18 protein-coding genes are annotated in these 22,383 nt (G+C 61.7%); 2 read left to right on the forward strand and 16 right to left on the reverse strand.

Translation table 11 applies throughout. The features are described from left to right. Positions 1 to 140: 140 nt before the first annotated feature. The 8 genes from SJQ66_RS21785 to SJQ66_RS21820 all read right to left on the reverse strand — a co-directional run bounded on the left by SJQ66_RS21785 (position 141) and on the right by SJQ66_RS21820 (position 9,248). Positions 141 to 1,250 carry a 2-aminoethylphosphonate aminotransferase gene (locus tag SJQ66_RS21785; protein WP_320534536.1) on the reverse strand — a complete coding sequence of 370 codons (1,110 nt, stop codon included), beginning with the start codon at positions 1,248 to 1,250 and terminating at the stop codon, positions 141 to 143. Next, positions 1,247 to 2,581 carry a phosphonopyruvate decarboxylase gene (gene aepY, locus SJQ66_RS21790; RefSeq protein ID WP_036008140.1) on the reverse strand — a complete coding sequence of 445 codons (1,335 nt, stop codon included), beginning with the start codon at positions 2,579 to 2,581 and terminating at the stop codon, positions 1,247 to 1,249. The genes SJQ66_RS21785 and aepY overlap by 4 nt, the downstream gene beginning before the upstream one ends. 55 nt (positions 2,582 to 2,636) lie before the next feature. Further along, a complete protein-coding gene (gene aepX / locus SJQ66_RS21795; protein ID WP_320535358.1) occupies positions 2,637 to 4,295 on the reverse strand; it encodes a phosphoenolpyruvate mutase in 1,659 nt (552 codons plus the stop codon). A 96-nt stretch (positions 4,296 to 4,391) separates the two neighbouring features. Continuing rightward, a complete protein-coding gene (locus SJQ66_RS21800; protein WP_036008143.1) occupies positions 4,392 to 5,231 on the reverse strand; it encodes a phosphocholine cytidylyltransferase family protein in 840 nt (279 codons plus the stop codon). Between the two features lie 178 nt (positions 5,232 to 5,409). Next, a complete protein-coding gene (locus SJQ66_RS21805) occupies positions 5,410 to 6,516 on the reverse strand; it encodes a lysylphosphatidylglycerol synthase domain-containing protein (protein WP_024902397.1) in 1,107 nt (368 codons plus the stop codon). A 57-nt stretch (positions 6,517 to 6,573) separates the two neighbouring features. Continuing rightward, on the reverse strand, positions 6,574 to 7,338 hold the full coding sequence (locus SJQ66_RS21810; RefSeq protein WP_407691568.1) for a HalD/BesD family halogenase: 765 nt from the start codon (positions 7,336 to 7,338) through the stop codon (positions 6,574 to 6,576). A gap of 287 nt (positions 7,339 to 7,625) precedes the next feature. Beyond that, positions 7,626 to 8,270 carry a CDP-alcohol phosphatidyltransferase family protein gene (locus SJQ66_RS21815; RefSeq protein WP_236693658.1) on the reverse strand — a complete coding sequence of 215 codons (645 nt, stop codon included), beginning with the start codon at positions 8,268 to 8,270 and terminating at the stop codon, positions 7,626 to 7,628. A gap of 186 nt (positions 8,271 to 8,456) precedes the next feature. Continuing rightward, entirely contained in the window at positions 8,457 to 9,248 is a 792-nt protein-coding gene (locus SJQ66_RS21820) for an MlaC/ttg2D family ABC transporter substrate-binding protein (protein ID WP_320534537.1), read from the reverse strand. A gap of 268 nt (positions 9,249 to 9,516) precedes the next feature. On the opposite strand from SJQ66_RS21820, the gene SJQ66_RS21825 reads away from it, so the two are divergent. Beyond that, positions 9,517 to 12,291, forward strand: a complete 2,775-nt coding sequence (locus SJQ66_RS21825; RefSeq protein WP_320534538.1) for an MMPL family transporter — start codon at positions 9,517 to 9,519, stop codon at positions 12,289 to 12,291. 405 nt (positions 12,292 to 12,696) lie between these two features. Here SJQ66_RS21825 and SJQ66_RS21830 read toward each other — a convergent pair whose 3' ends face one another. The 4 genes from SJQ66_RS21830 to SJQ66_RS21845 all read right to left on the reverse strand — a co-directional run bounded on the left by SJQ66_RS21830 (position 12,697) and on the right by SJQ66_RS21845 (position 17,972). After that, positions 12,697 to 15,057 carry a TonB-dependent receptor domain-containing protein gene (locus SJQ66_RS21830; RefSeq protein ID WP_320534539.1) on the reverse strand — a complete coding sequence of 787 codons (2,361 nt, stop codon included), beginning with the start codon at positions 15,055 to 15,057 and terminating at the stop codon, positions 12,697 to 12,699. A gap of 190 nt (positions 15,058 to 15,247) precedes the next feature. Continuing rightward, complete coding sequence (locus tag SJQ66_RS21835) at positions 15,248 to 15,634, reverse strand: ElaB/YgaM/YqjD family protein (protein ID WP_024902402.1); 387 nt, start codon at positions 15,632 to 15,634, stop codon at positions 15,248 to 15,250. A 146-nt stretch (positions 15,635 to 15,780) separates the two neighbouring features. Further along, positions 15,781 to 17,118, reverse strand: a complete 1,338-nt coding sequence (lplT, locus tag SJQ66_RS21840; protein ID WP_046154126.1) for a lysophospholipid transporter LplT — start codon at positions 17,116 to 17,118, stop codon at positions 15,781 to 15,783. Continuing rightward, on the reverse strand, positions 17,115 to 17,972 hold the full coding sequence (locus SJQ66_RS21845; protein ID WP_024902404.1) for an inositol monophosphatase family protein: 858 nt from the start codon (positions 17,970 to 17,972) through the stop codon (positions 17,115 to 17,117). The genes lplT and SJQ66_RS21845 overlap by 4 nt, the downstream gene beginning before the upstream one ends. Before the next feature lie 342 nt (positions 17,973 to 18,314). On the opposite strand from SJQ66_RS21845, the gene SJQ66_RS21850 reads away from it, so the two are divergent. Beyond that, positions 18,315 to 19,142: an RNA methyltransferase gene (locus SJQ66_RS21850; RefSeq protein ID WP_236693656.1), complete on the forward strand. Its 828-nt coding sequence runs from the start codon at positions 18,315 to 18,317 to the stop codon at positions 19,140 to 19,142. Between the two features lie 20 nt (positions 19,143 to 19,162). On the opposite strand, the gene SJQ66_RS21855 is transcribed toward SJQ66_RS21850, so the two are convergent. From SJQ66_RS21855 to SJQ66_RS21870, 4 genes are all read right to left on the reverse strand, one after another. Beyond that, positions 19,163 to 19,978, reverse strand: a complete 816-nt coding sequence (locus SJQ66_RS21855) for a UDP-2,3-diacylglucosamine diphosphatase (protein ID WP_046154125.1) — start codon at positions 19,976 to 19,978, stop codon at positions 19,163 to 19,165. A gap of 35 nt (positions 19,979 to 20,013) precedes the next feature. Beyond that, a complete protein-coding gene (locus SJQ66_RS21860; protein WP_036008149.1) occupies positions 20,014 to 20,511 on the reverse strand; it encodes a peptidylprolyl isomerase in 498 nt (165 codons plus the stop codon). Between the two features lie 131 nt (positions 20,512 to 20,642). Beyond that, complete coding sequence (locus tag SJQ66_RS21865; protein ID WP_024902408.1) at positions 20,643 to 21,206, reverse strand: peptidylprolyl isomerase; 564 nt, start codon at positions 21,204 to 21,206, stop codon at positions 20,643 to 20,645. Positions 21,207 to 21,334: 128 nt separating this feature from the next. Further along, positions 21,335 to 22,243: a tetratricopeptide repeat protein gene (locus SJQ66_RS21870; protein WP_024902409.1), complete on the reverse strand. Its 909-nt coding sequence runs from the start codon at positions 22,241 to 22,243 to the stop codon at positions 21,335 to 21,337. Positions 22,244 to 22,383: the final 140 nt, after the last annotated feature.

Below are 22,383 nucleotides of genomic sequence, written 5' to 3' on the forward strand. Positions count from 1 at the left end.
CATGACGGCGCTGATCAATAACGCTGCCATGTCCAATGTGAACGCGCTGCCGAGAGGAGGATTGAAAGACGTGCCTCGCGCTTCGCTCCATGCCTCGTCGGGCCGCGCGGCGCACGGGCATGCGCGAGGAGCGGCACCACTCATGCGGTGCGATTTTTGGCTTGCATCAGGATGCGCGCCACGGCTTCGATCAAGCGCTGCATGTCTTCGATTGTCAGCGCGCCCATTGTCGAGATACGGAACATCGTCCGGGAGAATGCGCCTTGGCCCGCGTAAATCACGAAACCGGCCGCTTTCAAGCCATCATGCAGCATGGCGTAGTCGACCCCTTTGGGCAGTCGAAAACTGCGCAACACGACCGACGACTGTTCGGCGGGCAGCAACGCCTCGATGCCCAATGCGGCGAAACCGTGGCGTACGTGCTCGGCGAGCGTCGCGTAGCGTGCATGACGCGCCGGCACGCCACCGTTCTCATCGAATTCGCGCAGCGCCTCGACCAGTGCGTAATAGGCGTGGACCGACGGCGTGAAGGGCGTGCCACGCTGCGCTTGCGCGCGTGCCCAAGCCGCGAGATCGAGATACATCGTACGCGGTGCGCTGGCGGCCAGCGCGTCGTGACGCGCCAGCACGAAACAGGCGCCGGGTACGCCGTGGAGACATTTGTTGGCACCCGCCGCCGCGGCGACGATGCCACCTTGCGCGAAGTCGATTTCCTCGGCGCCGAAACTGCTCACCGCATCGAGCAAGATGCCGATGCCGCGTTCCCGACACAGCGCATCGATCTGGTCTAGCCGGTTCAACCGGCCAGTGGTGGTTTCATGATGCACGACGGCGACGTGCGTCACGGCGGGCGCAGCGTCGAGCCGTGCCGCGAGGGCCGTGATATCAATGTCCTCGCCCCATTGCGCATGCAATGCCTCGGTGGTAATGCCATGTCGTTTGGCGATGGCACTGATCCGTTCGCCATAGACGCCATTCTCGAGGACGAGCAGGCGTCCCTGTTCCGGCAATAGCGACGAGATCATCGCCTCGACCGCGGCCGTGCCCGAGCCAGTCAGCAATACCGGCGCCCACTGCGCGCCATCGAGGTTATAAACGCTTAGCAGCCGGGTACGTGCTTCCTCCTGCAGGTCGAAGAACTCGTCTTCGCGGTGACACAGGTCCGGTTGCAGCAACGCACGCCGCACGCGGTCCGACAATGTCACCGGACCGGGATTCAAGAGCAGGGGGGCGGCAGTTGTAGCGCTCATTTAACGGTTCCAGACGCTTCAGAAGGAATGGACGACGGCACGCCCAGATAGTCTTGCAGGCGAGCGCGTACCTGGCGTGGCGTCACCGATGGACGCGGCAAGGTGTCGGGGCTGCCCGGTCGGGTAAAGACACGCAGGAAATGCGCGCCCGGGACATCGTCGTCAGCCGTATCCGTATCCGCCGACGCTTCGGATATACGGTGCTGCGTGGCGGCATTCGCGGCCAACCAGTCGTCGATCACATCCAGGTCGTCGGTGTCGGTGGCGCTCGCATAGCCGCAGGCGGCGGCGATCTGCGCGAATCCCACGCTGGCGGATACGGTCGCCTGACCTCCGGTGGAGTCGTGTGCCGCGTTATCGAGCAGCAAGTGCCAGAGGTTGTCGCCTCCGTAGGTACCTACTGTTGCGAACAGGCCCATCCGCATCAAGGCGGCACCGTCGCCGTCGACGGCGATGACCCGCACGTCCGGCCGGGTACGTGCAAGGCCGAGGCCGAGCGTGGCGACACAGCCCATCGATCCGACCATGTACAAGTGATTGGCACGGTCATCCAGTGCATACAGCTCACGACCCGTGAAGCCGGTGGTGGCGAGTACGACGGTCTTCACGGTCGCCGACGGTGCTTGCGAGGTCTGCCCGGCCTGCAACGGCGAGGCGGTGACGACACGCCGCAATGCGTCGGTGCGACTACCACGCGATGCTATCGGCAATAAGGTGTCCACGTCTGCGTCACCGTTGCCGCGATACGCCGTGTGCGCAACCGTGGACGGCCGCGGCACCGGGGCGCCGCTGCCTTGCAACGCAAATGGGGCAACGCTGCCTTTCTTCATCAGCAGTGCATAGGGCTTCCCCGTTTGATCCATATGCGCGCAAGCCCGGTCGAGAACGGCGTCGACCTGTGCCGGGTCGGAGGGAAACAGTTCCCATGTCACGTCCATCGTGTCGAGCATGGTCGGTGTAATAGGGCCCATCAGCGCGTGCTGGGGTTCATCGGGCGCGCCGCCCGGCTCGCCGCGCCAGGTAATGATCAGCAATTGCGGCAAACCGAAGGTCCAGGTCAGCGAGGTCAGAGGACTGACCGCGTTGCCGAGCCCGGAGTTCTGCATCATCGTGATCGCGCGTTCGCCACCGAGCGCCACCCCGGCGCTGATGGCCACCGCATCGCCTTCGTTCGCCGCGCTGACATAGTCCAGTGATGCGTCTTGAATCACGTAATTGATGAACGGGGTCAGGTAGGAGCAGGGGACACCCGCATAGCGGCGAAAACCGCGCGCACGCGCTGCCTCGACAAACTGGGCCGCCTCAATTGCCTGGGATCCTCCGCTCGGCATGGGTGCCGCGATATTCCTGGCTGTCCCCGCAGTTCTAGCCTGGCCGGGGTGGGAATCAGACATTGTCCGCTCCCCGAACATCCGATGCCGACGCCGAGCCGATCGGCTGTTGGCCGTGGGCAAACTCGCCGGCGCGGCGGAAATCTTCCAAGTCATTGACGCCGCGCCAGTGGCCGTGGACATAGAGCACGTTCACCGCATGACCGGCTTCCGTCAAGGCGTTCAGCAGTGCCGGCATGCCCAAGGCGCCAAAGTCGTCGCGTTCGCGCAGCGTGCTCAAGACTGCTTGTACGTTTCTGCGACCCGCTCCGCGCACGCTGAGCATGCCGATCCAGCGACCCGACGGCGTATCGATCGTGTCCGCCGATGTCACGCCGACCGGCGCATTGCCGATATGGCGCAACGTCACGTGCTGCCCGAACAGCCCCCGGTCGTCGGGTGCGGAACACCACGCCAGGTCAACGCCCAATTCAGTCTGCGACGAATCGACGACCACGCAGATCTCGGCGTCCTGTTGCAGCAGATCCTTCAGAATGTATTGACGGAACAGCAGGTCGCCATAGGTGACGAACAGGTCGTTGTCGAACAAGGCGCCGGCATCCGTCGCCGCGGCCAGTGACACCAGTTCGCCGCTGCTGGCGTATTGTTCGTTCAGTACTTTCTTGATTCCCGGCGTGTCGATAGCATCCGCTTTGTAGCCGGCGACGACCGTGATCTCGTTGATCGCTTCCTTCTTGAACGCATCGACGAGCCAACGCATCAGCGGCTTGCCGCCCACCGGCAGCATGACCTTCGGTTTGTCGAGCGTCAGCGCTTCCAATCCATCACCGCGGCTTGCGGCTAACACCACCGCGCGTGGCGCGGGGCGGCTCGGGGCAAAATAGCGTTTCTCCGCCGCGCTATATTCGTCCGCGCCCTGCAAGCGGAAGATTTCGTCGACGGTTGCCACACGGTCCTCGATCTCGATCAGCGTCTCGCTGTCATGGATCTCCTTGGCAACGGCCTGCATCGCCGGGATCGCGGCGCGCATCAGGTGATTCGCCCAGATGATCAGGTTGATGTTGGCGCGACGGAAAACGTCGGTCGGCGTGCTGTAGTACTTCGTGGGCACGATGACCAGCGGGCAACGTCCGGCCCATTCCTTGGCGAACGTCACGATCTCGTCCGCCTTCGCACGTTTGCTGTGAATGAGAATGGCGTCGGCGCCAGCACGGTGATAGGCCTCGGCGCGACGCAGTGCTTCATCCATGCCCCAGCCGGAAATCAACGCTTCGACGCGGGCGACGATGCTGAAGTCCGGATCGTTTTGCGAGTCCTTGCCCGCCTTGATCTTGCCGCAGAATTCATCGACGTCGGCGAGCGGCTGACGGTCCCCGTCGATGAAGCTGTTCGTTTTCGGGAACAGCTTGTCTTCGATGCAGACACCCGCGATGCTGCGCTGTTCCAGCTTGTGGATCAGGCGACGGAAGTTGTTGAAGTTGCCGTAACCGGTGTCGCCGTCTAGCAGTATCGGCAACGTGCTGGCATCGGACATGAATTCGAGCATGTCGACTACCTGTGTCCAGCTCGCCTCGTTGTTGTCCCGCACGCCGAATTGCGCCGACATCGTCAGGCCCGATGCCCAGATGCCTTTGAAACCCGCTTCTTCGACAATCTTGGCGCTGACACCGTTATGCGCCTCCATGATGAATTCGAGCTGCGCACTGGTCAGCATCTGGCGCAGTTGCGCGGCGCGGGACAGCGGCGCCGATGTGGTGCCCGCTGCGGCGACGGTGGAGGACGGAGTGGTCGGTGCGTTCATGATCGGCTTTCAGAGTACGGGTTGAAGAAGCGGCAGGATCGCGTCGCGCGCGCGCGCCACATCCACCGGAAAATCGATTTCGAGCCAGGGCAGTCCCGTGGCGTCGGCCGCGGTAAAGTGTTCGCCTTGTTCGAGCAGCAGGTCGCGCACGGCCTCTTCATGCGGCGCGGTGCCACGACCCTCATCGACATAGGCGCGACAAAGGGCCGCCAGCCTGGCGGCGCGAATCGGCGAGAGGCGGAAAAACCCCACTGATTCGCCAACCGTGTCATAGACCAGGCCCTCGGCCACCTTTTTGCGCAATTCGACCGGACGGCCATCACGCAAGCACAGCTTGACCGGTTCATCGCCTGGTTCGAAGCCACGATCAATCAACAAGCGGTCCGCGTGTCGTGGTGGTGTGGCGACGGCGTCTGTACCGACGAGGGCGTCGAGCATGCGATGGTCATAAAGCACATCGGCGTCCATGACCAACACGTCGACCGATGAATCAGTCATGACGTCCGCCACCGTCGCCAGACTGACGACGCTGCCCAAGGTGTATTGCGGGTTCAGGACCAAGGCGGGAGCTGGCTGCCAGTTCAGACGTTCCAATTCCGCCGCGATTTGCTGATGTTGATAGCCAACGACGATCGTGACGTCGTTTATGCCCGCCTTGCGTAATAAATGGAGATGCCGTTCAAGCAACGTCATCGACCGTGCGCCGTCTGTATCGGTCGGCGAGGGTGCGCTAAAGCGCAGCAGGCATTTCGGTGGCGCAGCCGTCGGGGTGCTTGCGGTGGAGTGGGATTCCGTACCCGCCAAACCAAGGCGTTGTCCGATTCCGGCGGCGAGAATAATGGCACGCATGCGTATGAAAACTACCAGGAACAGTAAGAAATCACCGAGGACGTTCTGTGTATTACGAGATGTATACGAACGCTTCGGACGTTAACTGGGAAAACCGCCCGGTCGGGCAATTCGGGATGATACTGCCAGGCTTCGGATCGTGCTGGAAAGTGCGGCAGACCAACCATTTGCCGTCCCCTTAGTGCGCGGTAAGCAGGAAGCGTCGGCGCAGTGTTCGTTCACGCCAGTGCCAGTAGAGCAAACCGGGAAGCCCCAGCAGCAACTCCCTGGCACGTTTGCACAGCGATAACGCGATTGCAGCCTCGGGGGAAATACCCAGCAATGGCGCCAATACAAGCAGTCCACCCTCCTGTACACCGAGCGCGCCAGGAATCGCGAACGCCGCCCCCCGGATCGCTTGCCCAAGACTTTCCAAGATAAAGGCTTCGGTCCAAGTGACAGGATGGCCAATGAAGTGCATGGCGAGCCATACCTCGCCCGTGCCCACGATCCAGCCGACCAGATGCAACAGGAAGCTGGCGCGCACAGTTCGCGTATTGGTATAGACAGAGCCGATCCGTTGATCGAGTTTCGCGGCGGCCGCGACCAGGGTGGGGCGATTGCGACCAATACGGGTACGCGCGAGCCAACCCGCGAACCAGGAGAACAAGCCGCGTCGTTGCGCTTTATAGAACAGCATGCCGGCGGCAGTGAATAGCGCGATGGCGATGACCAACGGCCAGATCAGCGCATGGGTACCCACATGCAACGTCAACGCGAGGATGCCAAGCATTGCAAACACACCCTGCGAAAACATCTGCTGCGTCGTTGCCACGGTGACGATCGCACCCGCGTCCACCGCGTCATAGCGATGTGATGCTCCAGGCAGGGGCGCCGTATCGTCGATGGTGCGCGATGGGATGGGGTCGGGAATCGGGGAGCGATCCGGAGCATGCCGTTGCGCCGCGGTGGTCGACCGAGTGGCCAGCAGACGCGCCATGACGACGGGGCCCCCCATCTGGCCTGCGGGCATCAGGCTATTGACGGACTCACAAGCCCATCGGGCACCGGTAACGCGCCAGAACGAACTTGCCGATGGTCGTCGTGTACTGCGATCACGTGGCAGCAATACCGCTGCCGCGGCACTGTCGAGGAACAATGGCAGTATATGGAAGAGTGCCACGACCACGATGCCCCATCCCGCCGTCAGGAAGGTTTGGGCAATCAAACCGACGCCGCGCCAGGCGAGCAGCGCGACGAACAGAAGCAGCCCGACCGTCAACGCGATAAAGGCGGAGCGTTTCATAATCTGATGGTTGTCAGGCGTGGCAGGGTAGCGCGCGTTCGAACCGCCGCGCGGCTTTTACCGGCTGCGCTTCTTCGAACGAAACACCTGCTTGAAGCCGAAGTAGGCAATCGCATCTTTCATATTCGAGATAAAGCGCTTCCACTGGCCCATGCGCTGGTCGGTGACATATTCAAACGTCAGGGAGACGCGTTCCTCGCCGATACCCAACGGGGTGATTCGATGAGACAACATGTCACCATCGAAAAATACCAATGCACCCGGGTCCAAGCCGATCGCGCCGTCGAGGTCCGGCGTCCTCGCACGGGTAGGATCTTTTGTATGGAGCTTGTATTCGAGCTTGCTCGATGACTGGTCCAGCACACCCAACAATAGGGTATAGCGACGTCCTTTGTAATAGGATGTGTCGTAATGCCAGCCGATATGGTCACCGGGCTCAGTATAAAAATACAGTGCATACGCGTGCGGATCGCTGTCCGGGGATGGCATCAACGGCTCCCCGGCGAGCTTCTCGAGCCAGTGGATGAGAGCGGGGGAGCGATACAGTTCCGCGATGACCGGAGCCCGTTTGTCGATGGTATGGCGACTGACACTACCGCCTTTCTTATGCCCCGGCAGGTAGTTCCGGTTTATCTCCACGCGCGCTGCCTGCATCCCGTCGACGACGGCTTGCGTTAACGTCGGCGGCAAGAAATCTCGCAAGAACAGGAATTTACCCTGATCGACGAAATCGCCGCGAAGTGCGTCATCATCCAGCAGGCGCAACCGATCGGGCAGCAATGCGACCGGAGACGCATGCGGCATCGTGCCGCCAATCCGCATACCGGGCGCGCTGTAGGCCGCATCGCGTGGGGGCGCTGTTTTGGAGGAGCGGGGTGAGGGAGAGACAGAGGACATGAGAGTCGCCCTTGATCGGAAGACGGGAAATGCGATTAGGATGAAACATCACCACGGCTTGCCCGCGACATTTTCAAGATAGCTCCTGTTCATGTCGGCCATCCCTGACCGCGGAAGGGCGCGGGTTTGCTCGAGCGCTATTATCGATGCTACGCGCAATCATCCCAAAAAAATACAGAACATGGCTGGCGGCATGCCATGCGGGGATTACCTCAGGCAGCAGGTTCGGAGCTAGCTGTTTGGCGCGTGCGTCGGCTAACCCGTACATAGTCCATCGCAACCCAGATCGCAAACGCGGGCGCGCCGACGCTGGCCAGCATCAGGAATGTCGGCAAGCCGTCAAACAAGGTTACAAGCGGCATCAGGTACAAAATATCTTCGAGTTCGAATCCGCCCCAGGCAGGTTGCGCCGTGCCGGCCTTGCCGGCCATTTCCTCGATACGCATCCGCAGGAAGAAGATCACGGCCACCCCGATGCCGGCCGCCGTGCCACCGATCGCGCCATAGTTGGCCCATGCGCTGCTGTTGCTTGCTTGGACGCCCAGCCCGATGCCGGAGAACAACAACACCGTCACCAATGCATCCGCCGCCAGGTCGTAGAAATGGCCGATGCGACTGGTCTTGCCACTGAGGCGTGCCAATTCGCCATCGGCGTGATCGATGACGTTCGAGCAAACCAATAACAATGCGCCGATATTGGTCCACGCGTAACCGCCATGAGCGAATGCCGCCGCGCAGAACAAGCCGACAATCAGCCGGACGGTGGTCAAATGATTGGGTGTGACGGGCGTGGTCACCAGGGGAAGGATCATCCGGCGTGCCAGACGAGCATCCCAGGTGCGAGGTTTCGGCGGCATAGCAACCTGCACATGCATTGGGAAAGCCGCAAATATAAACGAGATTTCATCTTGCTGCAGTAATCGCCCGGTATGGCGGGTGCAGACGGTGTGGGTTGTGTACAACCGTAATGGCAAGTAATAAGACACGTCTCAGTCGCGGTCGGCCTGAGACCTGCGGGCATCGCCTTGTGCCGAAGGCCGGTGTTACGCGCCGCTACCTTGTGCGTTATGGGCCTTCAGGTATTTGATCAGTGCGTCCACGCCGCCAGCCTGTAACTGGGCGGCAAATTGCTGCTTGTAGACCTGCACCATCCAGATTCCCATCAGGTCGATATCGTAGATCCGATAGCCTTCTTTCGTTTTTTCCAGGCGATATCGCGTGCTGAGGTCATCGGACGGGGTATGCACCTTACTGCCGATCACCACGTCGGTCGACTTCGGTACTGGCGTCGGTGCATCGAATTGGAAGCTGACTTTCTGTCCCTGGATCTGCGTCAATTGCGCCGCGTAGACCCGGGTCAGCAACGTCTGAAAAGCCTGGAAGATCTGCTCCTGTTGTGCGGGACTGGCCGTATTCCATGCGTCCCCCGTCGCCAGACGTGCCGTACGGCGGAAATCGGTGTAGGGCAGGAAGTGGGACTGCACCACCGTCGCCGTTGCCGCCGGATCGCCTCCGCGCGCCGTGGGGTTGCTCTGAATCGCGTTGATCGTACCCTCGACCGCGGTCTGCAGCGTTGCGGCGGCGCTCGCACCAGCGGCCGGATGCACCGCGGCCGCTGTCTCCTGCGCCGCGGATGCGCCGACGGCAAATGTTGCTCCCATCAGGCCGGTCAGCACCAGCGCGACGGCGTGTGCCATGACCGCGGTGGACCGCACGCTCATGGCCGACCGACCATCCGCGCCTGCGACGCTGGCAAAAGACAACGAAAAGCGACGGCGGGTGGCAGGCGCGCGCAGCATGGTGGTGACAGGTGCGGAGGAGAAAGGCGTGCTCATGGGGACAAAAGACCTTTGATCAGAACATAAGAATGACACTTTTAGTATATACCCGGCCAAGCCCGCGTCCGCCGGGCGTTCGTGAAATGAATGCCTGGCTGCGCATCACAAGCGAGCAGGTATACTAGGCGGTTGGTTCAGCATGCGGGGACGGACGCGCTTCGTCCATCAGACCGTGCCCTGATTGCCACCAGTCCTCCTGCCGTTGGCGCGCCGCCGGTGATACGGGGCCGTTGTTGAATTTCACCTTGTAGGAGCCAGCCAGCAGATGCTGACGTCGTGGATTGCACGTGTTGTCAATGGGTCGGTTCGCCGGCCATGGACCGTAGTAGGCGTGGCGTTGGTGCTGGTGCTCGTCAGTGCCTGGTATGCCGCCACGCATTTCGCCATCAACACGGATATCAATGGGCTGATCGATAGCAAGAAGCCGTGGGCGCAACGTGATCGGCAACTGGACGCCGCATTTCCCGGGCGTTCGCAGACTACCCTGGTGGTCATCGACGCGCCTGCTCCAGAGCTCGCGGACCAGGCGGCCAACGAACTCGCCGCGCATCTCGCCGGCATGCCGGCCAGATTCCACGACGTCACACGGCCGGATGGCGGTGCATTCTTCGAAAAGAATGGATTGCTTTATCTATCGCCAACCGCGCTGCGGACTTTGTCGACACAGCTAGGTGAGGGTAAGTCGTTATTAAATTCGTTGGCCCGTGATCCGAGTCTACGCGGTTTGGCGAATTTGCTGTCGGTGACACTGCTGGTACCGGTGCAGACCGGAAAAATCACATTGCCGCAGATGGCTACGCTGCTGTCCCGCAGCGCCGATGCCGTGGATGGCGCGCTTGCCAATACCCCGGCGGCGCTGTCTTGGCGCGATCTGGCGCAAGGCACGGGTGAGCGGGGCGCTACCGCGGGGGGAGGGGTGCAAGCCGCTGCACCCGGTGCGGCATCCGGCGGCGCCGTCGCGTCGACACAAGATACGGATGCCCGCACATCGTCAGCAGTGCGCGACGATGGCGCGACGTTCGCGGTCCCGTCCGGCGTAAAGGGCCAGCAGCCCGGGCGAGCATTTATCTCGGCCCACCCGGTGCTCGACTATAGTGCGCTTGAACCTAGCGCCGCGGCATCCGATGCCATTCGTCAGGCCGCCGTCGACCTGCACCTGGCACAGCGGTATCACGCGCGCGTCCGACTGACCGGCGCGCGGCCACTGTCCGACGAGGAATTCTCTTCCGTAGCGGAAGGGGCGGTGCCGAACGCGATTGTGACGTTACTGCTGGTCGTAGCGATTCTTTGGTACGCGCTGCGATCGGTACGCCTGGTGCTCGCCGTGTTCGTCGTGTTGATCGGCGGCCTGGCCGTCACCGCCGCGCTCGGTTTGTTGATGGTGGGTGCGCTGAACCCCATATCGGTGGCGTTTGCCGTATTGTTCATCGGCATTGGTGTGGATTTCAGTATCCAGTTCGGCGTGCGCTATCGCGAGGAGCGATTTCTCGCCCAGGATTTGACCGCCGCGATGCGTGCCTGCGCGGCCGCCATCGCCTTGCCGTTGTCATTGGCCGCGGTGGCCACTGCCGTCGCCTTCTTTTCCTTCCTGCCCACGGCTTACCGTGGCATCTCGGAATTGGGACTGATAGCCGGCGTCGGCATCCTCTTTGTCGCGTTCCCGTCCAGCATTACCGTGTTGCCGGCGCTGATCGCATTACTGAAGCCGACCGGTGAACGTGCGCCCCCCGGGTTCCGTTTCCTCGAACCCGTGGACCGATTGTTTGAGCGCAAGCGAAAGCCGATTTTGATCGTTACCCTGGCCTTGGTCATTGCGGGTCTTCCACTATTGGCGTTTCTGCGCTTCGATTTCAATCCGCTCAGTTTGAAAGATCCTCATTCGGAATCGATGACGACGCTGAGCGCACTGGGTGCGCAGACAGCCGGCATCAACGATATCTCGGTCCTGACGGACTCTCCCACGGCCGCCCGTGCGCTTGCGCAGCGGCTTGCCGCCTTGCCGGAGGTAGCGCGGGCGCTGTCGCTTGATAGTTTCCTGCCGGATGACCAAGCCGAAAAATTGGCGATCATTGCACAACTGCGAACCACACTTGAGCCGATTCTGTCGCAGACGCCGTTGGCGCCCGCGACCGATGCGGCACGGGTTTCGGCGTTGCGCAACGCGGCGATGCAGCTCGATAGCGCGGTTCTCGATCATCCGGGCCCCGGTGCCGCGCAAGCCAAGCGCCTGGCGGAAAGTTTACGTAAACTGGCTTCTGCCGATGCCGCCGCCCGGGACCGTGCCGAAGATGCGCTCGCCTTGCCGTTGCGTATCTCGCTGGCGCGCCTGTCCCAGATGTTGCAGCCGACGACGGTCGACGTGCAGACGCTGCCAGCGGCGTTGCGGGAGAATTGGCTGAACGCAAAAGGACAGGCCCTGGTACAAGTGTCTCCACGTGTGCCGGCGCATACGGCCTCGAGCGATGACGCAATGCTGAAGCGATTCACCGATGCGGTGCAGCGGGTGGCGCCCCAGGCGGTGGGTGGTCCGATCTCGATCATCGCGTCGGCAGATGCGATCATTACCGCTTTCATTCAAGCAACGGCCATTGCATTGGTGGCCGTTACCTTGCTGTTGTGGTTGGCGTTGCGTCGTTTCAGCGACGTATTGCGTACCTTGGTACCACTGATCGTGTCCGGAGCCGTGACGCTGGAGTTATGCGTGATCATCGGTTTGCCGTTGAATTTCGCAAACATTATCGCGCTACCGTTGCTGCTGGGTATTGGCGTTGCGTTCAAGATCTACTACGTGCTTGCCTGGCGTAGGGGACAGACACGCTTGCTCAGCGCCGGCCTGACCCAGGCGGTCATTCTGAGCGCGGCTACCACCGCGACGGCATTTGGCAGTTTATGGTTATCGCACCATCCGGGGACGTCCAGCATGGGGCGGCTGCTGACCTTGTCACTGGTGTGCACGCTGATTGGTGCGGTGTTTTTCCAGCCCATCCTGATGGGAAAACCGCGCGCATCAACCGCCGACCGCACGCCAGATCCGCGATGATCGCGCTATATTCTGACGCCTTATCGACATCAGGCATGGCACTGCTTCGCTATGACGTGCGGATGTAGGGTGATTGCACGGGCGCACTTTTGTCCGTCGTGGCGTCGAATGCGAAGCCGCCGGGTATCACGCGTACGCTGATGCCACCGCGATAGCCCTTTCACTATCATGTCGATTGCAAATAATAATGAGTCGCATTACGATGATTGCGACGGATCCACCTTGTGGTGGGCGAAACCCATCGAGAGGCGCTCATGGCGGTAATGATAGGGATGATGGCGGCAACACTTGGCTTGGCGTGGTGGTTGTTCGGCCAGGATGCGCGCGCACGGAGAATCGCAGAGCGCGCATCGGAGGCAATGTTCAGTGCTGACCACGTTGCGCGAGGGGCGAGTGGGGTAACGGCTACAGATCGACGATCAGCTTTGCCCAAGCGAGCCGGCCGGGATTGTTGAACGGCATATCACCCAGGAAGCCGAAGCCCGCTGCTCCTTGGCGATTCAGGTGTTCGGCATAGGTCTTGTTGAACACATTGTCGATGCCAACATGAAGCGATGCGATGCGGCTGACCGCATATGACGCATTGAGCGAGAGCAACCCATATCCACCGGACGCACGGAAATCCTGCCCCGCAACGGTTCCTTGGTATTTCGCCCACCTGTGTTGCGAGGTGACGACTCGCCACAGCAAGCCTGTGGACCAAGGCCCGTCGCGATACTGGAGGCCGATTCGGGTATCGAGCGGTAGCATTTGCGCGAGCGGTCGCCGGTCGCTGCGATTGTCGCCCATTGCCAAGGCCGTCGAGACATCGACGCGCCAGCGTAAAGACAGCGGCCAACTGAATCCTGCCTCACCACCATAGAGTCGGGCATCGACATTCCGGATTCGCTGGGTGTCCGGCGCGTAATCGAAAAGAATGAAATCCCTCACCGAAGCGACGTACGCGGTAAGCCATGCATGACGACCGTATCCGCCATGCGGTGCGATGGGGCCCTGATCCGTGCCGCCGATCTCCCCGGGGTGGCCGTGCGCAGTGTGTGCTTTCACACCGCGGTCCACCACGTTGCTGTCGTCGTAGCGCAGTCCTACATCGATTTGTGTCGCTTTTTCGGGCTGGATGCCGTTGAAGGCATTGATGCCACCGCTCGGCCCGTTCAGCGAAGAGAATAGTTCCCAATAATCCGGAAAGCGACGGGTGTGGCCAAGACTGGCGAACACGGTGATCGGCGTCGCGGCGAGATCATGCTCCCATCGGACAAAGCCACCTGGCAACCAGGCGTGCCGACGGTTCGGCAGGCCTTGTTTGAGCGTCGTCTGGCGCAGATCCAGCGCGTGCGCGCGATCGATCCGGGCACCTGCGGCCACGGTGTCCAGAGAGGTCGCTCGCCATTCGGTTTGCGCGAATACGCCGACACGGGATTGCACTGCGTTCCGATAGCGCGGCAACGTGCTCGGGTCGGGTGCGTATGCACGAGCGTCGTCCGCACTCGGCGCCAATGGCATACTGCCTGCGGCGCGGACGGTATGACGGTCAAGCAGCCCGTCGATACCGGTATGAAGTTGCCATTGTGGTGCCAGCGACCACGTTAACTCGCCGCGCCCACCGATCAATGTTCTTCCTGGATTCGAGGCATTCAATTGATATCGTTGCCAGCCGGGGGCGTGCGCCGGGCCACCGGTTTGCGTACGAGGGTCCCGCAACGAGAAGTTGTCCATGACATGGTCGATTTGGGTCAGCGAGACCTGAGCGCTTGCGGAGCGCAGTCGCTCGCCGATTTGATCGATGGTGACGCTCAGCGCGACGTTGTCGCGCTGGAATTTCCTGCCGTCCATCCCCCTGGAGGCGTACCGAACCGCACCGTCTCCCGTGCCGGCCTCTAGCGTCCAGCGCGTCGTGTGCGTCGGATACCAATTGAACATGCTGTCAACCTGCCATTTCGTCCATCGCGAGGGTATCGTGCGATGGTCGCCATCACGGTAATTATCCGCATGGGTCTGGAACGCGATCAGGCGTGCATCACCGCGTTGATCGCCCATTGCTAGATCAATCAAGCCATCATGACGGCCGTACATACCACCAAGAATGGCGCCGTGGAAGCGTAATCCTGGCGTGGCGAAGCGGACGGTCTTACGCTCGAAGCGCACCGTGCCCGCCAACGCAGCCGGCCCCCACCGCACGGTGCCTGGACCTTTGATGACATGTACGTAGTCGAACGTTTCCGGCGAGAGATAGGCGGTAGGGGCATCCATGCGGCCACCGCAGGCCCCGTGAATCGCCGTGCCGTTTGACAGCACGGACAAACGCCCACCGCCCAGGCCTCGTAATACCGGGTCACCATTGGTGCCGCCGTTGCCGACGGCAGCGAAACCCGGCACGGTGGAGAGATAGTCGGCGCCGTCGCTGGCCGGCACGGGTTGCCGAGCGAGCCGAGGGTCCAGCGTGGTCTGTCCATCGCGTCTCGGTGGCGATGTCGTCACGAGGACTGGCGTGCGCGCCGGTGCATGATGCATCAGTGCCGGATGATCAGTGGATGCAGTGGTGCCGTCGTGCAATGCGCGATCGTCTTCCGCGAAAACAAGGTCGGCGCTGCAGCCTGTCGCCACGGCGAATCCCAGATGCACCGTGTGATGGCGCATCGATTGGATGGCGCGTTGAAGATGCTGTCGGGGGAGGATGTGTGCCGTGGCGCTTATTGAAGCGTCACGCAGCAATGAAACGCGTCGTTTGGAAGAGGGAAAGTAGGCAAGCGGAACTGCGAGCGGCATGATGGACATCTTGAGCGGGTCGTAACGGCCCCCATCATAAGAGTCCAGCAGTGCTAATCAATACGCCCACTCCGAAAATACGACGTGCCATGCGATGCACGGGTTAAAACCAGCATGTGGCACGACGTTTCCCCCTGCGGAACAGGGTTGCCCGTATCAGGCAATGCGCGTCGCCTGGACGCGCAATCTGTCAGGATCGACCCGCCAGAAAGCCGATCAGCAGCGCCACGCCGGCAGCGGCGCCGACAATGTGCCAGGGATTCTTCTTTGCGTATGCGTCGGCATTGCCTACCGCTTGCTGCAGATCCTTGGACAGGTCCTGTCCGCGCGCATTCAAGCGGGCGATCACCTTATCGGTGCGCTGGCGCACGACGGGCAGTGCCGCTTCCACTTTCGGCGTCACCAATGATTCGAGTTCCGACAATAATTGCTTCAGGCGGTTGCCTCCGCTGTCGATCGCCGCTTGACCCCGGGCCGCTGCCTGGGTGGCCTGAGCCGCTGCTTGCGCGCTCAATTCACGTGCTTGTTCCAATGCCGCGTCCGCGGCTTGGGCACTCTTGCTTTTGAACAGTCCCATATCGTTCCTCCCATGACATTGTGCGTATCGGGCGGGTCTGCCCCGATACGTTTCTTTTCAGTCTACCGGAGGTTGGGGCGTTTTGCCGGAGCGGCTTGCGAGCCCGACACGTAAGCCAGTTGCTACTGGACGCCCCGATGGTGCCATCAGTGCGTCCGGACGTCGGCTTCCGTGTCGTGCATCGCCTCCTGCAGCACGGCATTGACATTGTGGAGGCGCACGTTACGCGCATGACGCAACATCATCCAGGCCATCAACAGGCAGATGACAACGCCAAAAAAACTGATGATCCATGGGATCGGTATGTCCTGCTGGAGCATGACTGCGTACAGGCCAAGCATCAGGAGCACCGCAATATTCTGATTGAAATTCTGCACCGCGATCGAATGGCCGGCGCTTAGCAGCATATGACCACGATGCTGGAGGACGGCGTTCATGGGGACGACAAAGAAGCCCGACAGCGCACCGATGATCGCCATCATTGGATAAGCGGCGAGCATATAGAAAGGAATCGCATAGTCGCCGATATACCAACTGCCATTGGTCGGTAAGGTATGACGGTTGAAAAAGGCCAGACCGATAATGGCGAACCCGGTGACGATGCCTACCGGTAGCGCCGCCATCGACCGGCGCAGCGGAAGGCGGGTGGCGGCCAGCGCCGCGCCCGCGGCCAGGCCGATGCCAATCACGCTTTGCAGCACCGCACCGCCGGACAACGTCGTGCCCAGCGACACCTGCGCCCATTTCAACACCAGTAATTGCAGCGTCACGGCAGCACCCCACAGCATCGTCGTGACGGCGAGTACGATTTGCGCTAGCCGGTCATGCCATAGCACGCGGAAGGCATGCGCGAAATCGTGTGCCAGGACCATGGGCTGCGACAATGCGCGTGCGGGATACCGCGCCCCGGTATCTGGAATGCCGATATTGATCAGCGCGGCGGCGGCGTAACACACCATCACCACGAACATGGCGCCTCGTGCCGCCGTGTCGAGCAGGGGCACATGCCATGCGCCAAGCAGGTGACCGACGGCGGGTGCCACGAGCGCGCCGCCGAGAACAGTCCCGATGATGGTGGAACCCACCGTGGCGGCTTCGATCCACCCATTCGCCTTCACAAGGTCTCGTGCCGGCAACAATTCCGTGAGGATGCCGTATTTGGCGGGGGAATAGGCGGCTGCGCCAACGCCGACGATGCCGTAAGCCAGGATCGGATGGAGTCCAAACAGCATCAGGAGGCAGCCGACCGCTTTCAGGGTGTTGGCCAGCAGCATCACGCGGCCTTTCGGCATCGAATCCGAAAAGGCCCCGACAAAGGGGGCCAGCAACACATAGGAGATCGAGAAGAACAATTGGAGCAGCGGGGTCAGCCAGGGGACCGCGTGGCGGTCCGATAGCAGTGCGATCGCTGCGATCAGCAGCGCATTGTCCGCGAGTGAGGACGTGAATTGCGCCGCGATGATCGTGTAAAAACCCTTTTTCAATCGCCCGCGCCTGTCTTGACGGCATCAGTGCCGCCTATCGCAGCGCCAGTGGCCGGGCGCAGTGTGGAGTAAGACCCGAGCACGCGGACCATATTGGCGAAAATCTTCGGGTTGGCGGCCATCACTTCACCACTGTCGATGAAATCGCCGTTGCCCAGGTAGTTGCCGACGAGGCCGCCGGCCTCCGTGATCAGCAGGCTACCCGCGGCCACGTCCCATGGCGACAGGCCTTGTTCGAAGAATCCGTCGAGGCGACCGGCGGCGACATTTGCCAGATCGAGCGCCGCGGCGCCCGGGCGACGGAGGCCGGCACACGACTTCGTCATTTCGACGAACAATTGCATATAGTGCTTCAGTCCGGCCAGATCCTTGAACGGAAAGCCCGTTGCGATCAATCCGTCTGCGAGCCGGTCACGACGACCGACGCGGATGCGCTTCTCGTTCAGGAATGCGCCCGAGCCCCGGGTGGCGGTGTAGAGGTCGTTGCGATTCGGATCGTAGACCACCGCTTCCGTGACCACGCCCCGATGCAACAGCGCGATCGACACGCAATAATAGGGAAAGCCGTGAATGAAATTCGACGTGCCGTCTAGCGGATCAATGACCCATTGATACTCGGACCGATTATCCGTCGTACCCGACTCTTCCGCCAGAACCGAGTGCGACGGGTAAGCGCCAAGCAGAATGTCGATAATGGCCCTCTCGGCGGACTTGTCGACTTCGGTCACGAAATCGTTCGTCTGTTTCTGCTCGACCTTGATCTGGTCGAGATTCAGCGACGCCCTGTTGATGATACTGCCGGCTGCGCGAGCCGCCTTGACGGCCATGTTGAGCATGGGGGAACGCTGATGCATAGGATATCCTGTTCGTGCCGACCGGTTTTTGCGCCGCCGGGAGATGCGCCGTGCTCGCGGTCGCCGCCCACGACCGATTTTGTCGATAGGGTGGTCGCGCACGCGTCCCGGACGGAAAACCGTCGCTAAACCGATATTTTATCCGACTCGGGCGTTGCGTTCGCGACAAAATGTACGCTGTGGCGTGTATCCTGCCACGCGGGCAGGTGACGGCCCGCCGCCAGCAGTGTCGAACCACCGCATTACGCGCCGTTTCGTTCTCTTTTTACGCGTTTCATATCCACGCTCATGTCTGCGACTGCTTCCGGGATTCCTGTCGACCCCCACACCGGGCTTTCCGCCGTGTCAACTGATCAATCCCCTCCAAACCGGCCGCGAGAGGTGGCGGAGGGCTCCGATGGCGGCAATGACCCATTCTCGAGGGTCCGGTTCGTGCTCGTGTCGCCCAGTCATCCGGGCAACGTCGGTGCGGCCGCGCGGGCCATCAAGACGATGGGCTTTTCCGAGTTGGTATTGGTTTCGCCCCGTTTGCCCGATGTCCAGTCTGATCCTGAGGCTCAGGCGATGGCCAGTGGGGCCGATGACGTGCTGGCGGGGGCCCGGGTCGTGTCCACGCTCGACGATGCGCTGTGGGGCGTGCACTGGTCGGTCGCCTTGTCCGCGCGCCCGCGTGAATATGGCCCGCCACTGACCGCACCGCGCGCTGCCGCCGAACAAGCAATGAATGCCCTCGTGACGGGGTACCGTGTCGCGTTTGTCTTCGGCAATGAGCGCACGGGGTTGTCGAACGAGGATGTCGCGCGATGCAGCGCGATAGCCCATATTCCGGCGAATCCGGCCTACAGTTCCTTGAATTTGGCGCAGGCGATCCAGGTCTTGGCGTACGAGATGCGCCTGGCGGTTGCCACTCCAGCCATGGCAAGCGATGCATCGTTTGCCGAGCGCGCGCGCGCCGACGATATCGAGGGCATGTACGGTCATCTCGAGCAAGCATTGATCGCGCTGCGGTTTCTTGATCCTGCTCATCCAAAGAAGCTGATGGCGAGAATACGACAGATGTTCGGCCGTAGTGGCCTGGAGCGGGAGGAGGTCAATATCCTGCGCGGGATTGCGAAGCACATCCTGCTGGAGGTAAAGCCGGATGCCGCGCGCGGGACGAAGCGCGACTGATCGCCGCGGCGGGCATGTTGCTAACGGAGCGTGACAATCGCTTCCCCGGTCGCGTCCACACGCAGGAAGGCGGCGCGGGGACTTGCCCCGTCAAGCTCCCAATCCGTCAATACCCAGCGGATGAGGCGATTCCCAGCAATATCGGTCACCGTATCGGTGCTCATCGGTGCGGGGGCATCGTGATGCGGCGCTGCCGCGGGACCATCGTCATGACGGGCCGGGCGATGCGTATGGCCCTGGATCATGCGGTCGGCTGCGAAACGCCGGTAGAGGTGTTGGACCGCCTCGCGATTGACATCGGTATAGACCATTCGCGTACCCCCCTGTCGCGCACTGTTGGCGCGAATACGGGCGGCGAGGGCCATGCGCCAGCGTAAGGGCCAGCGTAAAAAGAGCCATTGCAGCGATCGCCAGCGCACCACGCGACGAAACCGTTGATAAGGAATGTCATCGGTGCAAAGCAGGTCGCCGTGCGTCAGCACGTAGCGGCGCGCGAAGCGATCGATCGCCATTGGATCGTTGATCAATGTCGCCCCTGCAGCGTGCGCAAAGCGGCGTCCCATCAGGAAATCACGGTTGCCGTGCATGACGTACAGCGCGATGCCGCGTTGACGCAGCGTGGCTAACCGCGCGGCGACATCCGACTCGAAAGCGGCTTCCAGCATATCGTCCCCTATCCAGAACTCGAATAGGTCACCGAGAATATAGACCTCGGCGACGTCCGCCGGGTCCACCGCGTCGATAAACCGCGTGAACGCGTTAGTCGTACGCGGGAGCGTCGGACTCAGATGCAGGTCGGAGAGAAATAGCGATGCGCGCTGGGCGGCAAGGGGCATCAAAGAATCCGCGTGCGACGTGTGGCCAAATCGTCTCAGTCGACGATGACGGCTTTCTCGATGATCACGTCTTCCACCGGTACGTCCTGATGAAAGCCCTTGCTGCCGGTCTTGACCTGGCGGATCACGTCCACGACATCCGTGCCTTCGATGACCTTGCCGAACACGGCGTAGCCCCAACCCTGCGGAGTGGGCGACGAGAAGTTCAGGAAGTCATTGTCCGTGACGTTGATGAAGAACTGCGCGGTGGCGGAATGCGGGTCGTTCGTCCGCGCCATTGCGACTGTGTACTTGTCGTTCTTCAAGCCGTTGTTCGCTTCGTTTTCGATCGGTGCCTGTGTCGGCTTTTGCGTCATGCCAGGCTCGAAACCACCGCCTTGCACCATGAAGCCGCTGATGACGCGATGGAACACGGTATTGTCGTAGTGTCCGGCTTTTACGTATGCGATAAAGTTCGCTGCCGACTTCGGTGCTTTTTCCGTTTCGAGTGCAATCTTGATGATGCCCTTGTTCGTATGCAGTTCCACAGCCATGTTGGCCTCCTTCGTTAATAATACGCAATGCGTTGGTGGAAACGTTTGCGCGCGGCAGGCAGGCCGCCGCGCCTGATGCGTGCTCGATCGGGCCGCCCCGGGGCTCGTGCCCGGTGTCGTGCGATCCGGACTTATTCGATCCTGGCCGATTCGATGATGACCGGCGTCTGCGGTACGTCCTGCATCGCGCCGGTCGAGGTGGTGGGCGTCGCCTCGATTCTCTTCACGACGTCCATGCCGGCCGTCACGCGGCCGAACACGGCATATCCGTTGCCGTCCGGGCGCGGATAGTCCAGGTTCGAATTGTCCGCCGTGTTGATGAAGAACTGCGACGTCGCCGAATTCGGATCGCTGGTCCGTGCCATGGCAACCGTGCCCACCTGGTTATGCAAGCCGCCGCGTGCCTCAAGCGGGATCGGCGCATGCGTCGCGCGTTCCTTCATTTTCACATCATACCCACCGCCCTGAATCATGAAACCGGGAATGACGCGGTGGAAGATCAAGCCGTTGTAATGGCCTTCCTTCACATAGCCGAGGAAATTCGCTACCGTCTTCGGCGCGTTTTCCGGAAACAGTTCCAACTGGATATCACCGTCACTTGTATGCAGTAGCACGTGCGGATGCACGGTCCCGGAAGGGGATTGCGCGTGGCTGGCAGAAGTCATCGTGACGCCGGATATCACCAACGCCATCATGGCGCAGAGGGACATCGAGAAAATGCGTCGCAAGGCCCAGAGAGGGCTGGCGCGATGGCGGCTGCGGTGCGTGGAAAACATCGAGGCTCCTTCGAGCATGGCGTAGGCGGGTGTCCCACGCCACGGCGTTAATAACCGGTGTTGCCGTTATTGGTGGTCGAACCGTTTGACTGGTTTTCGGGCAGGATGGTGGGTGGCTGGCCACCCATGCTGGGTACGAATTCACGCGCATTCGGCGGTTGCGCCGTCGTATGGCGTTGTGGCGGGGCCCGATCCGGGCGTGGCTGTGCGAGCGCCTCCGAATTCGCCGGGGTACGGGTAATGATCGCGCGTACCTCGTTCAACCGGGCATCGGCCAGCCGGTCCGAGGGGTTTTGCTGCACCGCACGCGCATACGCGTCCGCGGCAAGGCGCAAATAGATATCGCCAAGATTGCGGCGTGCCAACGAGAAGTTCGGGTTGGCCGCCAGGGCGGTTTCCAGTGTTGCGCGGGCTTCCTGGAAGCGGCCGTGTTTCGCGTACAACGCGGCGAGATTGTTGTAAGGTTCCGGCAATTCCGGATAGGTCTGCGTGATTTGCGTCAATGCCTTGATTGCGTCGTCGTCACGTCCCAGTTCGGCAAGCAGCGTGGCCCGCTTGAAGCGGGCCTGCACATCGCGCGGATGCGAGGCGATGCGCTTGTCCAAGTCAGTGATCGCTTTTTGCAGCTTGCCGGATGCAATGGCGGCGTCGGCGTCGGGCGTTTCGTCCCGGTAAACATTGTCGGGCGGGCGAACCACCTGTGCTTGCACTACGTAGGGCGCGAGCATGCAGCCCGCGGCCAGCAGCAGCGAGGCCCCCGCCCGTCTGGCGACGCCGCGCGGTCCGCGTGCGGGTATCGCGAGGGGGCGTCCGCTGCGGACTGCGGTCGTGCCTTTACATGCCATGTCAGACCCGGGACCGTTGCCGATGGGGTCTGCAGGGACTGCAGGTACGATATTGCCGAAGTGCGCGGCAATGCGCGAAAGGTCGCCCTGGCTGACCCTGAATTGTTTCATGAGCACGGTGTCGAATACGGTGTGGAGTATTGGCTGCCGTGCATTCTAGCAAAATGCCCGGACATTTCCCGGAGAACGCGCATCGCGGCGTCGCGATCGGCCACTCCGCATGGTAGCGCCAGCGGGTCCGCTGTGGGCAA

It is taken from the genome of Robbsia andropogonis (assembly GCF_034047095.1).
GTDB classification, from domain to species: domain Bacteria; phylum Pseudomonadota; class Gammaproteobacteria; order Burkholderiales; family Burkholderiaceae; genus Robbsia; species Robbsia andropogonis.

Coding starts and splice junctions, on each gene's coding strand:
- SJQ66_RS21785 (WP_320534536.1), bottom strand. CDS start 1,250: ATGAGCGCTACAACTGCCGCCCCCCTGCTCTTGAATCCCGGTCCGGTG.
- aepY (WP_036008140.1), bottom strand. CDS start 2,581: ATGCCGAGCGGAGGATCCCAGGCAATTGAGGCGGCCCAGTTTGTCGAG.
- aepX (WP_320535358.1), bottom strand. CDS start 4,295: ATGCTGACCAGTGCGCAGCTCGAATTCATCATGGAGGCGCATAACGGT.
- SJQ66_RS21800 (WP_036008143.1), bottom strand. CDS start 5,231: ATGCGTGCCATTATTCTCGCCGCCGGAATCGGACAACGCCTTGGTTTG.
- SJQ66_RS21805 (WP_024902397.1), bottom strand. CDS start 6,516: ATGAAACGCTCCGCCTTTATCGCGTTGACGGTCGGGCTGCTTCTGTTC.
- SJQ66_RS21810 (WP_407691568.1), bottom strand. CDS start 7,338: ATGCGGATTGGCGGCACGATGCCGCATGCGTCTCCGGTCGCATTGCTG.
- SJQ66_RS21815 (WP_236693658.1), bottom strand. CDS start 8,270: ATGCCGCCGAAACCTCGCACCTGGGATGCTCGTCTGGCACGCCGGATG.
- SJQ66_RS21820 (WP_320534537.1), bottom strand. CDS start 9,248: ATGAGCACGCCTTTCTCCTCCGCACCTGTCACCACCATGCTGCGCGCG.
- SJQ66_RS21825 (WP_320534538.1), top strand. CDS start 9,517: ATGCTGACGTCGTGGATTGCACGTGTTGTCAATGGGTCGGTTCGCCGG.
- SJQ66_RS21830 (WP_320534539.1), bottom strand. CDS start 15,057: ATGCCGCTCGCAGTTCCGCTTGCCTACTTTCCCTCTTCCAAACGACGC.
- SJQ66_RS21835 (WP_024902402.1), bottom strand. CDS start 15,634: ATGGGACTGTTCAAAAGCAAGAGTGCCCAAGCCGCGGACGCGGCATTG.
- SJQ66_RS21845 (WP_024902404.1), bottom strand. CDS start 17,972: ATGCATCAGCGTTCCCCCATGCTCAACATGGCCGTCAAGGCGGCTCGC.
- SJQ66_RS21855 (WP_046154125.1), bottom strand. CDS start 19,978: ATGCCCCTTGCCGCCCAGCGCGCATCGCTATTTCTCTCCGACCTGCAT.
- SJQ66_RS21860 (WP_036008149.1), bottom strand. CDS start 20,511: ATGGCTGTGGAACTGCATACGAACAAGGGCATCATCAAGATTGCACTC.
- SJQ66_RS21865 (WP_024902408.1), bottom strand. CDS start 21,206: ATGATGGCGTTGGTGATATCCGGCGTCACGATGACTTCTGCCAGCCAC.
- SJQ66_RS21870 (WP_024902409.1), bottom strand. CDS start 22,243: ATGAAACAATTCAGGGTCAGCCAGGGCGACCTTTCGCGCATTGCCGCG.